The following is a 13,502-nucleotide window of genomic DNA, read 5'->3' as shown; positions in this document are numbered from 1 at the left end:
GAATTGTTGAATTTCAATCTCAGAAAAATACTAATCGCCTATAAACCTAATAAGGACCATACCTTCCTATTCCCCTCATTTACTTGACTTTATGTTAATTTAATGTTACGTTAGAATTTCAATTGGATCGATTTAGATTCTTTTGACTCCATTCCTTTATTGGATGAATGCTTTTGAACACCATAGCGACCAGAAGCTTCTCAAGCTATTAAGAGGGAATAGCATGAAGGCCTTCGACGAGATATACGCTCGTTACTGGAAGAAGCTATATCTATTCGCTTACAGCATTTTGGAAGATCGGGAAGTGTGTGAAGATATTGTCCAGGACATTTTCACCTATCTATACTCCAGGCGCAAAGAACTGAGTATATCCGAGCTAAAACCCTACCTGTTCCAAAGCATCAAATTTCAGGTGATCAAACACCTTAGGAATGACAAGATTGCTCAACACCATGTCGAAAGGATCAACGCGATCAGCTTTTCCAACCACACGGAAGAAATGGTTAATTTTCGTGAGTTGGAAGCATCATTGGAGCGCCACCTCAACGAACTTCCGGAGCGCTGCAGAGAGATCTTCAAACTTAGCCGACAGCAGAATCTCACCAATGAAGAGATTGCAGATCAGCTTGGGTTATCAGTGCAGACCGTCAAGAATCAGATCTCTAAAGCACTAACATACCTCCGCTCCAAGCTGGACTATGTGATCACCATCTCTATCATTTTCCTCTACTCACCTTTTATTTAAGGTATTGATTTTTTGCTTCCGGGCTGCTTAAGCATTTTGGATCAAGCCAAAGGAAGAAAGAAAGGGAAAATGAAGGATTAGTTTGAGGAAATGAGGCTATTAATTTTGGCTACAGCAACAAGATCAGATAGGTAACTCTTGACCCACACCTTCATTTCACAAAAAAAACACCCTTCAAAAATCTCCTCTAAACCCTTCAAACCCACTTTCTAAAAATTTCTTCAACTTTTTTCATTCCCTCGATAGTACTTCCATCCCTCGAAACCTACTTACATATATAAAAACAAATTATACACGCAATTAACCTGGCAGTGATATGGATAAGGTAGAAATGGAAAGGCTCCTTGAAAAATACCAGAGAGGCCTTTGCAGTGACTCGGAGAAAAAGCTTGTAGAAGACTTTCTCCAGTCCTATCAAAAGAACAATGAGTGGATTGACTGGAAACATGGAGATGAAGACCAGACAGGAGAACGAATTTATATGAAAGTACGAGCGGCTATAGAAGAAAAACAAGAACCAGGAATCTTCCAAAGATCCCTGCGCTATGCCGCTATTGTGGCTGTGGTGGCTGCTGCTGCGGTTTTAGGCTACCTACAATTCTATCAGTCATCGGAGATACCAGCTATCAGAATGATCACCAAAACCACCCAGAGGGGCCAGAAGGCAAACATTGTTTTAGCTGATGGCACCACAATTCGACTAAACTCCGAAAGCTCACTGACCTATCCGGAGAGTTTTACAAATGAAACCAGGGGGGTGAAGTTAACCGGAGAGGCGTTCTTTGATGTGGCTCGTAATGAGCAGAAGCCTTTTATTGTCGAGTCTGGAGAGATTAATACAACAGTATTAGGTACCAGCTTCAATATCAAAGCTTTCCCTGATAAGAATATTGAAGTAACCGTAGCTACTGGCAAAGTCCACGTAGAGACCGCTTTTTCTCCCCATTCTAAAGGGGGAGATGCCGAAGGAAGAGCGGGTTCAAGAGTATTACTCACACCCAACCAACAAGCTGTGTATGAGCCCTCGGGATCACTTCAGAAGCGTGAAGTTGACTTGAGTAAATACCTTGCCTGGCAGGAAGGCAGGATCATCTTTGATGAGATCCCATTGGGGGAAGCGATCTTAATCTTAGAACGCTGGTACAATGTTTCATTCGTACTTGAAACTAAACTGATAGGCAATTGCATCATTCGTAATGAGTACAATGATGAAAACCTCCTCAATATTCTGGAAAGCTTCAAGCACATTTTGGGGGTTGAATACCGATTCGATAACGAAAGCAATAGCATCATCCTTTTTGGAAAAGGATGTGATCAATCTCCAAGCCATTCTGGTGGAGAACCAAACCATAAACCAAACTGATATGAAAGCAATGATTTACCAATTGATACCTCCATGATTTGAATGATTAAGTATGCTTTTCCTTCTACATCAATTTGATGTTGAACCTGTTCCCTTTAGGGATTCAGGGTGAAACAGGTGAAAAGAAGAAAAAGGATCTTGAATAGGCAGTTGCATGAAAAAACCCGTGATTGTTCGCACCAACCACGGGCTACTAAGAACAACGCCTTTAAATCTTAAAGACATTATTCACTCTAATTCAAATTTAATGAAAACAGATGTACTAGAACTACTCATGTTTGCATCCAAACATACATTTAGATTATTTCTGGTCCAGGTGATAGCAATGAACCTGTTGATTGCTAAATCAGGATCGGGTCAGAACCTGGACGATACCTTTGTCAACTTGGAGCTCAACAATGCCTCATTGATTGAAGCGTTTAATTTGATCGAAGAACAGACCAAGTTCACTTTCGGTTATGGAAGAGAAATCATCAATAGCCAACATAAGGTAAGCCTAATAGCTCAAAATCAGAGTCTAAGACTTGTCTTGGACAAGCTTAGCACCGACGCACACTTAAACTTCCATAGAGTTAATAAGAACATCTCGGTGAGCCCTTTTAAGGAGGCATTGGATCAAAAAGACAAACTAACCCCTGATGTTGGGAAAAATCAGCCGAGTTATAAAGTATCGGGTATAGTAAAAGCCCCAGATGGCCAACCCATTCCTGGGGTCAATGTGGTCGAGAAAGGCACTCTGAATGGCACGGTAACCGATATTGATGGTAACTATAGTATCACCGTCTCCAGTGAAGAGGCCATACTCACATATTCATTTATTGGTTACAGAACCATGGATATTCCAGTAGATGGTCAAACCAGAATAGATATATCCATGGAGGAGGATGTTTCTACACTAAGTGCTGTAGAAGTCTACTCTACCGGTTACCAGCAGCTTCCACCCGAAAGGGCGACAGGCTCCTTTGCTTATGTTGATGAGGATTTGATCCAAAGGTCTACAAGCACGGACATCATTTCAAGATTGGAAGGAGTCACTCCCAGTTTACTGTTTGATAAGCGAAGGGCAGATGATGCAGCGGGTATGAATTCCCGAAGCTTACGCATTCGAGGAGTCAGCAGCATTGAGTCGGAAAGCAGCCCTTTGATAATTGTGAATCAATTCCCTTATGATGGACCATTAGAGAATATCAATCCCAATGATGTAGAAAGTATCACCGTCTTAAGAGATGCCGCAGCAGCTTCCATTTGGGGAGCTCGTGCCGCCAATGGTGTAATCGTCATCACACTGAAAGAGGGAGAGTTTGAACAACCGCTTGAAGTAGAGGTCACTAGCAATGTTACGTTTGGCGAACGTCCCAACCTGCATCATGCAGCAAATTACATTCCGTCAGCTGATTACATTGGATTAGAACAAGAACTGTTTGATCGTGGCTATTACAGTCCTTACGAAACAGTGGCTCCATACTTGAGCCTAACACCAGTAGTAGAAGCCCTTATTCAGGAACGGGACGGTAACATAACCACAGAAGAGTTGGAAGCCGAACTCGCACGACTAGCTACTTATGATGTGCGGGATCAGGTAGAAAAGTACTTTTACCAACCCAGTATCCATCAGCAGTATGCTGTGAACCTTCGTGGCGGAGGGAAAGCTTCAAGCCATTATTTCTCTGCTGGTTACGACAAGGAACAAAGTAATATCCAAGGGAATGAATCCCAGAGAGTGACGCTGGTCTCTAACAACAGCTTTGAACCCATTGACGATCTAAAAATATCTGCAGACATCAATGTCACGAATCAATTGAAAAAACAGAATGGCTTTCGATGGGGATCCATCGGCACAGACCTTCCTTACAACCGTTTTGCAGATGATCAGGGAAATCATCTTCCCGTCACCAACGAGTTACGGTTCGCATATATTGATGAATTGATGGAACAAGGATACCTCGATGGATACTATCGCCCTCTTCAGGAGCAGTTGCTGAATGATATTGGTACCGATATTTCAGAATACCGGATCAATACAGGAATCACTTACCGTCTGAGGGATCAGCTTGAACTAATGGTGAAGTACCAGCATCAGCAAGTGCAAACAGATTTCCAAAACCTACAGGATGAAGATAGCTACCTCGTCCGTTATCAAGTGAATCGCTTTACACAGACAGATGGAACTCGGGTTTTCCCCGAGGGAGATATCCTGACACGTCATCATAGTCAGCAGGTGGCTCACTCAGGCAGGGCACAGATGAATTACCATAATGCATTTTCTCAGCAACATTCCATTACCGCCCTCGTGGGTATGGAAGCTCGCCAGGTGCATACACAGCGTTTTGGAAATGAAATCTATGGATATAATGATGACATACTCACTGCCACCGACATGCTGGACTATACAACACGGTATCCAACGATCCCAAGAGGCTCTGCTACCCTTCCTATACCTGCCAATTTTCTGGATGAACGCATGGATCGCTACTTTTCTTCCTTTGCTAATGCTTCTTATACATATAAAAACCGATATACACTTTCAGGTAGCACTCGATACGATGCATCAAACCTTTTTGGGGTGAAAACCAATCAGAAGGGGGTTCCATTATGGTCAGTTGGAGCAAGTTGGGAGTTAAGTGATGAGGCCTTCTTTCAGGCGGCATGGTTACCATACTTGCGTTTACGAACTACTTATGGCTATAATGGCAACATTGACAAGTCATTGACCGCTTTCGCTACAGCTTCTTATAGCACAGATCGCCTTACTGGACTTCCAAGGTTATGGGTAAATACTCCAGGTGATCCACAGCTACGCTGGGAAAAGATCGGGATGTTGAATGTCGGGTTGGATTTCGAATTATGGGATCGAGTTTCTGGAAGTGTCGAATTTTATGACAAACAAGGAAAGGACATGATTGGTGATGTGCCGGTAGACCCTACTACAGGAGCTTATTTTACTATCAATCGCATCAATTATGCCCAAACCCAAACAAGAGGAATGGACTTACAGATACATACCGTCAATGTGGATCAAGAATTCCAATGGACCTCTGATGTGTTCATGAGCATGACTCGAAACAAAATACTGGATTTTTACAACGAATCCATTGATAACAATAGTATTCGCAGCGGCATCAGCACCAATAGTTCAGTACTGCCACAAGAAGGAAAGCCAATTGATGCCCTGTACAGTGTCCCCTGGTGGGGACTCGATCCAGAAACGGGTGACCCATTGGTGGAAATTGAGGGAGAGTTGGTAAAAGAATATCGGGACTATGCCCGGGGATTAACTTACGATGATCTCGTTTACAATGGCGTGAGTGTAGCTCCGGCATTTGGAGCAGTCAGAAATAACTTTTCATGGAAAGGACTCGGTTTGAGTATCAACCTATCATGGAAGGCAGGGTATCATTACCGTAAAAGTGGATTGTCTTACGAGAATCTGATAGAAGATCGCGAAATGCATAACGATTATGTGAAGCGTTGGCGGCAATCAGGTGATGAACAGTTCACGCAGGTCCCGTCCATGCCGGAAGAAGTGGATGATTATAGAGATTTTGTTTATCAGTCTTCAGAACTTCTGGTAGAACCAGGTGATCACATTCGCTTAGAGGATGTTAATCTGAGCTATACCTGGAAGCCACGTAAGGAAGTCAATCCTTTCTTCCATAATGTACGAGTCTTTGGGTACGCTCGTAATCTTGGAATTCTATGGCGGGCAGCCGATTCCAAACTAGATCCTGATAGTCCGGACGCCACCTATTTGGTTCCTAAATCTTATGCACTTGGAATCAGCGCCACGTTTTAACGAACACCCATAAATTCTAATATCATGAAACCAATAAAAATCACATATATCATACTCGCAATCACTCTTAGTTCATGTGCCGAAGATTGGCTGGATATCAAACAGGACAAAAGTGATGTGGTTCCGCAAACGCTGGACGACATGCAAGCACTGCTAGATAATTCTGAAGTGATGACTCGAAATGTGACACCAAACTTGTCACTGATCGCTTCAGACAACCCGTCATTAATGGATGGTCAATGGGAAACCTTGCCATACGAAGAAGAAAAGAACGCTTACATCTGGGAGGAGGTACTCGATGCAGATAATTATAGCCATCAATGGGCAATCCTGTATCAGGGGATCTTTGTGACCAACCTCGTATTAGAAGGGCTAGACAAAATTGAGCCATCTGAAAAGGAGATTGCTCGGTGGCAACATATCCGCGGGCAGGCGTTATTTCATCGAAGTTGGCGATTCTTTCTAATTGCTCAGCTGTTCTGTGCTCCATACGATGCAGAGACGGCCACTTCACAACTGGGCATTCCTTTGAGGTTGGAATCAGACATTAACCTGGTAGCTAAACGGTCCTCATTGCAAAAAACCTACGAACAGATACTGGCGGACGCAATCGAAGCATCCGAGCTGTTGGATGAAAACACCATCATCAAGACTCGGCCGGATAAAGCCGCTGCATATGGATTATTGGCCAAGATAAATTTACAGATGAATCAATATGAAGCCGCTGGTAACCATGCGAATACAGCATTAACCATGCATCAGGAGTTGCTCGACTATGCTTCACTTGATTCCCTGGCAGATAATCCTTTCGAACTATTTAACGAAGAGGTGATTTGGCATCTGACCATGTATGTGTTCAACAATGCCTTTTACACGGTAGACGAAAATTTGTATGAGTCCTATAAGCCCGGGGACTTAAGGAAAGCCACCTATTTTCGAGAGCTGGAAGGTGGCCGACACCAGTTCAAAGGTTCCTATGGTGGGTCTGATGGTCCGTTCAGTGGTCTGGCAGTAGACGAGTTGTACTTGATATTGGCAGAGTGTGAGGCTAGACAGGGAAATGAAACCAAAAGCCGAGCACTATTGAATGAACTGCTGGTCACTCGTTGGAAGGAAAATGAGTATGTACCAGTTTCAACTGATGTGGAATTGCTACCATTGATTCAGGAAGAACGTAGGAAGTCACTGCTATATAGAGGAATCAGATGGATGGATTTGAGACGATATAATCGGGAGCCTGAAATAGCGGTTACACTGGAGAGACAGGTGAATGATCAGACTTTCCAGTTGGAACCTAACAGTAACAAGTATGTATTCCCGATACCGCAAGAGGCGATTGACCGATCTGGAATAGAGCAAAACCCTCGCTGATTGCTATTTCCATACTTTGTAACTCAAATTGTTCTTAATTATTTACCAAGGTAATGTTCCTGCATTTTTTCAACATGATGCGGCTTGCATTATTCAAAAGTTATTGGCTATGAAATTCATTAAACAAATAAGCATCCTAATTACATGCTTATCAGTTGTTATACTTACGCAGAGATGTAAGTCAACATATATGGAGCCGCTTTCTATTGGAGATCGTTTCCCTCCTTTAAAAGTCAAATTGGCTCTTGATGATAACTTGAAGGAAGTCCACCTTGATGGCTCAGAGAATAAACTAATTATCCTTGAATTCATTTCCACTTCGTGTGGTGCCAGTCGGAAATCTGTAACTCACCTACAGGAATTGCAGAATACTTTTCCAAATGATTTACAAGTGATACTTGTTACACAACAAGAAGATTCTTTAGTCAGCCTAGTAGCAAAAGAGGAGAATTGGACACTTCCAATCATATGGGAGGACTCAATACTTAGTAAAATGTTCCCATACCTGTCAGTGCCTCACCAAGTGTGGATTAGTAATCAACAAGTACTCGCCATTACCTATGCGCAGTATGCGAATAAAGAAAATGTGAGAAGATTTTTAGCGGGGGAAACAATCCGATTTCACGAAAAGGCAGAATCCTCAATAGATTTTACTCAGCTAATTAGGGGAAATAATATAGACGCTCATTATATGTCCGCAATTACTCCTCCATTAAGTCATGGATCGGGTATTCGTGGAAATGGTGATCAATTGCTCATTGTCAACTCAGATATTGCCCAATTGTACCAATTAGCATCAGAGATGCCATCAGTACCTCATGAATCACACATTGTTTGGGAAATGGAAGATTCACTCAGGCAGGTAATACAAGGACCGAAAATTAAAAGTATTACTGGGGTTTATATGGAAGATAGTTTATTGTTAGCATGGCGTCAGAATTACACTTTTTGTTATAATCTGATTTACCCCAAAAGAACCTCTATTCCGCGAACAGAAATTATGTTGCGTGATCTTAATCATTTCTTTTCTAGCTATATAGGGATTAAAGGGTCTGTGGAAAAACGAGAAGTAAGGTGCTTAGCTTTGGTAGCCACCGACAACCGAGCAAGGTATGTCGCACAAGAAAATTCGTCTATGATTAGTGAACGAAGTGAGAGCTACAGGATTACCAATGCATCCTTTAGAACACTAATTAATAGGATTGCCAATATCCACAACGATCTAGGAATGCCCTTGATAAACGATACTGGCTACTTTGGAAATATCAATTTAGAAATTCCCGGAGGCTTAGATGATCTGAATAATGTCAATAAAGCCCTGGAAAAATACGGACTCCAGTTTGTAGAGAAAGACATGGAACTAGAAGTTGTGGTGATTTCAGAAGTGAACGACAATTCACTCTAAACATTAAAAATCCTCTTCATACAACCAGCTTCAGCCCTCCGGATCTTTCGGAGGGTTGACTCTTTCAAACCCCACCATACAAAATGACTAAAAAGAACAGCTTAGACATCAATCTCAATATCAACCTCGAAACTAATGGTTCTAAACAACCAACCACGCTTAAACTGAGCAATACCAAAATAGAAACGAGTATGACCGTAGCGCAGCTGGCATTTCTCTCACGTCTCTTTTTTGAAGCAGGCTTGTTCACCAATCAAAATAAAAGTGAAGCATTGAGTGCTATTGCCGAGAATTTTGTTACCTCCAATGCAACCTCTATTTCACTCAAAAGCCTCAAGTCCAAATTCTATACGGTTGATCAGCCAACCAAAGAATCAACCAAAGCTTTCCTGGAAGATTTGATCAATAGTATCTAACCCTACCTTGTCAAATTGATTTTCTTCGCATTCCCTTTAGGGATACCAGGGTAAAAAAGGCGAAGTTGACAAAGTATGCTTAATTCCTTGAGTCTCACTGAACCATAACATTAGATAAAGCATCTAGTACTTACAGTGATTCCAGGATAAAATAAATTGGCTTCTTTAGGTTACACAACCTTTCAGTAGATCACTTCCACATCTGCTTGAATAGCCCAAATAAAGGAATGAGGTATTAAGCAAATACGTTATTAACTAATTTATTAAATCAAATAATGTTAAAAACACCCTCTATGCTCATTTAATCAAAAGGTTGATGCCGGATTGCTTAACCAATGCAACTACCGTTTCTTGTCAGTATTTAGAATATTTGTTGGCGTATCAAACGCCACAAAATCGACCAGTGAATTACGAATTGGAAACGCTTTACTCCCTAATCTTTTTTGAACTGGAGCTGTCCGATCCAGATGGGACAGATGCAATCGATCAATGGGAAGCTAAACTCACTCAGGAGTTTGATCGAATAAAGAGAGCTTTTATCAATACGGTTTTTGGAATAGCAAGTGAACAGAAAATTGAACGATACATTCAGCAGCACCAGGCAGAGCTCACAAGAATGTTGGATGAGTTAACCAGGAGCTATTCGGCTGATAAAACCAAAAGGAAAGTATTCCACCTATTGTTTCTTAAAGCACACAAGATCATTGAGGAGCTTTTGGATTTTGTTGAAAAACATTTCTCCAGGTACTTCAATGTAGATACTAAGATTCCTGATAGCTATAAAGAAATAGTGGCCAAAGACTTTCGGAAGAAGGTGCGCCGTATGGAAAAGGTATTGGAGTCATTTGAAGTAGATCAAAAAGTACAAGCAATTTTGCTGGCCCCCTCAAGGAGCATCAGCACCAAGAGGCCTTTAACCTACAGGGAACTCATGTACTTGAAAACCTTTCAAGAGCAGTTGTTAGAACTGCCAAATGCGGACTGGACTGAGCAAGACAAGAGGATGCATATCTTATTAACCATGATCTATATCAACTTCAACTCCTACAAGTTCTTTGCTTGTTGTTCAACTCATTTGACCTCCATGTATCAGAAAGAGGATACATTGGTTGGTCAGATTGATAAGCTAGCCTGGTTATCCAAACTCATCAATCAGACACAGCAAAAGCCTGGAGTAGCCTATAAGTTGGGTCGGGATTCACTCAAATCAAGTTTACTGCAGTGGATTCACGAAGAGATGGCTTTTCTGGAGAAAAGACACCAATTGTCCCTCAATCTACCTATCAATAAGGCAGAGGAATTAAGTGACTTCAAACTCAATACCAGTTTATCAGTAGCACAGCTGGCCTATTTAACTCGGATACTTTTGGAAGAAAAAATTCTCCTCAACAACAATCAAAGAGAAGTACTGAAGTTTCTGGCCAGGTTCGTTCGTACTAAAAAGGCTGAGAACGTATCTGCCGAAAGCCTCCGCACCAGATATTACAATGTCGATACCAGTACTAAAGAAGCCGTAAAGAATGTCATCATCCAACTCTTGAACAGCATCAGGAAGCAATCTCAAGAAACTAGATAATTTCGGTTTGACTCAGTGCTAGTTTAAAAAAGTCATTTCCATATATCAGGTATTCATTTGCATTGGGGATAATATGGTTATCAATGATGGATTGGTATAGTTCATGAGAACATGTAGATACGGTATTTGCTGGAAATTTTGAGATCTGATTATGACTTAAATTTTTATTGGAAAGAAAGGCTAGATATTTCCTGGAAAGGGGGAAATAGATTTCACTTTGAATCGGAATCATCAGTGTGTCATTACACCCCATACGATCTACAGATACTGGACAATCACTTGTAGACCAAAAATAACTAGATGGAGCTCTTAGAATAACCAATGTAAAGGAGTTCAATATTGCCATGAGGTGGTTCCAAATTTCTCGGACGAAGGGACTCAACTCATCTGTAGGAGCTATGTTGGGTTGGAGTTGGAGGAAGACCTTTTCTGCCGAGACTTTGTCATGTCTATAGCGAACCAATTCATTAATTAGCTCCTTCCTTAATACTGTGTTTTTGAACCCTTCGGCAATATGTTCACTTTGAAAACTGGTTTGCCTGATTAATAAATTGCAAATAAAACTAAGAAGATGAGGTTTCATTTCCTCATCAAATTTACCTTCGTCTATTTGCCGAAGTATCTTTCGGTATTCCTTTTCAGATTTGGAACTGAAAGCCTCAAAATATCTGATGTGCATCTCACCTGGTTGATTGGCTTCTTTTTTGAGCCAAAGGAACGGCTTGTTATCAATAATGAAATTCTCCAGATTACAGATACTCAAACAGTCGAAACGATTAAGGTCTTTGAAGGCAAAACCTCTCCAATAGATTTTATTAGTCCTGTGATGACCTTGATTTTTAACCATATCGAAAAGCTGTATTGGTTATACCATTAATCCTTGACAAACCATTATAGGTTATAAAGCAATATACTCAATCACTATGCGATAATCAAGACCAGGAAATTCCTTCAGCTATCCTTATATGAAAAAGTAGGAGCCAGTCCGGAGAACAAGGACTGCATATCCTACTTCAGTCCTCCACCATACCTTCAAGTCCATTATCAGTTAGAAAGCTCACATACTCCACAACCATACGGAGGTTAAATAGTGGCATCCCTTGTAGTTCCAATAAGGTAAATTCCGTCATCTCAGAGAGCATCTCAAAACGATTGGTTTTGGCCATTTCTTTAAATTCATCACTGAGGTTCAGTTCAGAAATGGGTTGATTTAGAAGGTTGGTGGTTTTCATTACCATAAGTATAATTTATTCCCACCACTATAAAAAAGTAGCGTGGGACATCAGCCATTGGCCTCAGAGGTACCTCCAAGCACCCATCGTACACAATAAACTGAGCCCACGCGTAGCGTGAGCGATCAGTCTATTTCCCATGTACGATTTGAAATTTGGAGGTTTTCTAAGGCACAGAAAATAGCTTATCGCTATAGTATTTTATTCAATATGTCGTTTTCTAGTTCAAACGAGAACTAGGTTTTTTCATTTCTAATTATTTACCTACAAAATTAAAAAACTTAGTTGGAGAATCCGTCACCTGACGGATGGTTCCTTTGTAAGCGATGGATTTATTAACATATTCAATTAAATGCATCGCTTTGAGAAGAAATTTACGGAATTGAAATCATCACATCCAGAATTGCACCATCTAATTCTGATGTCAAACTTTTTTCATTCCGTTATTCGTTGATTATCAGTAATGTACTTAGGGTCATGCAACCCCTGTGACTGTTTTCTCATTTCCTTTTTTCCCTGCTTTGCCATCAAACTAAAACAATACAAAAACTATGGCAGCATCCATTATTACTACAGAAGATTTACAGCAGTTCAAGCATGAATTACTAGTAGACATCAAAGAGATCCTTTCCGAAAACTCGGGCTTCCAAACGAAGAAATGGCTCAAGTCCCCGGAAGTCCGCAAACTACTTAGTATCTCCCCAGGCACACTCCAAAACATGCGTGTGAACGGCACACTTCCATTCACAAAAATCGGAGGAGTCATCTACTACGACTATCAGGACATCCAAAAAATGCTCACCGAAAACCGCATCGACAATAAATACTGATTCTAAAAAAGATGTTAATGGAGGCCTTGAAGAATGAGCGATTAGAAAAATTGTGTAATGACAGTTATTCTGCGAAAAACTGTCTGAGTCCCGACTAGGTCGGGATGAGTTTTTTTCGCGTGCAGTATCGACTCAATTTTTCCGCTCGCGCTTTATAGGCGGGCGGCTAGCCCCTTGACTTTTTCTTTGCTTCGTTTCTTTTGTGTCAAGACAAAAGAAATGAAGAGCTCCTCGCAGATCTAGCGTGAATCACTATGTATGATCCTTGAATGAACTTCATAAAACACTACTTGGCTGTAATGAACAAAATCACAGAAGACAAAAGGCTGCATGCAACACATGTCAGCCTGTACATTTCTCTATTCACATTATGGAACCTCAACCGCTTTGAAAATCCCATCTCCATCAACAGGGAAGAAGTAATGAAGATCAGTAAAATTGGTTCCAGGAATACTTACCACAAGTGCTTGAAAGAGCTTGACCAATTCGGCTACCTGGAGTATTTGCCGTCACACAACCCACTCAAAGGAAGCCTCATCAACATGTACAATTTCGATACGACTGGAAGTACTAGTGATGTACAAGCATTGAGCAACACCCGCCCCAAAAATGATACAAGTAGTGTGCAAGCATTGAGCCCTTCATTAAACAGTAATAAACACTTAAAACAATCAAACACACATGTCAATAAAAATTTCAATGAACCTTTATGAAAGAGACTAAGATCTCCTCCAATTTCAATCAGCCCTTAAATAATGAGCGAAAGAAAAA

General features: G+C 41.1%; 11 protein-coding genes. 9 read left to right on the top strand and 2 right to left on the bottom strand.

Annotated elements, in window-relative coordinates; genetic code table 11:
• Positions 1–223: 223 nt before the first annotated feature.
• The 7 genes from ACO067_RS08595 (at position 224) to ACO067_RS08565 (ending at position 10,669) form a co-directional block, all read left to right on the top strand.
• Entirely contained in the window at positions 224–745 is a 522-nt protein-coding gene (locus ACO067_RS08595; protein WP_421873034.1) for an RNA polymerase sigma-70 factor, read from the top strand.
• A gap of 316 nt (positions 746–1,061) precedes the next feature.
• On the top strand, positions 1,062–2,108 hold the full coding sequence (locus ACO067_RS08590; protein ID WP_421873032.1) for a FecR family protein: 1,047 nt from the start codon (positions 1,062–1,064) through the stop codon (positions 2,106–2,108).
• A gap of 247 nt (positions 2,109–2,355) precedes the next feature.
• Complete coding sequence (locus ACO067_RS08585) at positions 2,356–5,901, top strand: SusC/RagA family TonB-linked outer membrane protein (protein ID WP_421873029.1); 3,546 nt, start codon at positions 2,356–2,358, stop codon at positions 5,899–5,901.
• A gap of 24 nt (positions 5,902–5,925) precedes the next feature.
• Positions 5,926–7,272, top strand: coding sequence for a RagB/SusD family nutrient uptake outer membrane protein (locus ACO067_RS08580; RefSeq protein ID WP_421873027.1), 1,347 nt, complete (start codon positions 5,926–5,928; stop codon positions 7,270–7,272).
• A gap of 190 nt (positions 7,273–7,462) precedes the next feature.
• Complete coding sequence (locus ACO067_RS08575) at positions 7,463–8,677, top strand: TlpA family protein disulfide reductase (RefSeq protein ID WP_421873025.1); 1,215 nt, start codon at positions 7,463–7,465, stop codon at positions 8,675–8,677.
• 83 nt (positions 8,678–8,760) lie between these two features.
• On the top strand, positions 8,761–9,093 hold the full coding sequence (locus tag ACO067_RS08570) for a hypothetical protein (RefSeq protein WP_421873023.1): 333 nt from the start codon (positions 8,761–8,763) through the stop codon (positions 9,091–9,093).
• A gap of 316 nt (positions 9,094–9,409) precedes the next feature.
• Positions 9,410–10,669: a hypothetical protein gene (locus tag ACO067_RS08565; protein WP_421873021.1), complete on the top strand. Its 1,260-nt coding sequence runs from the start codon at positions 9,410–9,412 to the stop codon at positions 10,667–10,669.
• On the opposite strand, the gene ACO067_RS08560 is transcribed toward ACO067_RS08565, so the two are convergent.
• Together ACO067_RS08560 and ACO067_RS08555 are read right to left on the bottom strand one after the other, a co-directional pair.
• Entirely contained in the window at positions 10,662–11,516 is an 855-nt protein-coding gene (locus ACO067_RS08560) for a DUF4238 domain-containing protein (protein ID WP_421873019.1), read from the bottom strand. The genes ACO067_RS08565 and ACO067_RS08560 overlap by 8 nt on opposite strands.
• Before the next feature lie 166 nt (positions 11,517–11,682).
• A complete protein-coding gene (locus ACO067_RS08555) occupies positions 11,683–11,901 on the bottom strand; it encodes a hypothetical protein (RefSeq protein ID WP_421873016.1) in 219 nt (72 codons plus the stop codon).
• A gap of 551 nt (positions 11,902–12,452) precedes the next feature.
• On the opposite strand from ACO067_RS08555, the gene ACO067_RS08550 reads away from it, so the two are divergent.
• Positions 12,453–12,731, top strand: a complete 279-nt coding sequence (locus ACO067_RS08550) for a helix-turn-helix domain-containing protein (RefSeq protein WP_421873014.1) — start codon at positions 12,453–12,455, stop codon at positions 12,729–12,731.
• 299 nt (positions 12,732–13,030) lie between these two features.
• A complete protein-coding gene (locus ACO067_RS08545; RefSeq protein WP_421873012.1) occupies positions 13,031–13,444 on the top strand; it encodes a hypothetical protein in 414 nt (137 codons plus the stop codon).
• Positions 13,445–13,502: the final 58 nt, after the last annotated feature.

The organism is Marinoscillum sp., assembly GCF_965229915.1.
Classification (GTDB): Bacteria; Bacteroidota; Bacteroidia; order Cytophagales; family Cyclobacteriaceae; genus Marinoscillum.
The sequence above is the reverse complement of the archived record's forward strand: the minus strand, read 5'-3'. Positions and strand labels throughout refer to the sequence as shown.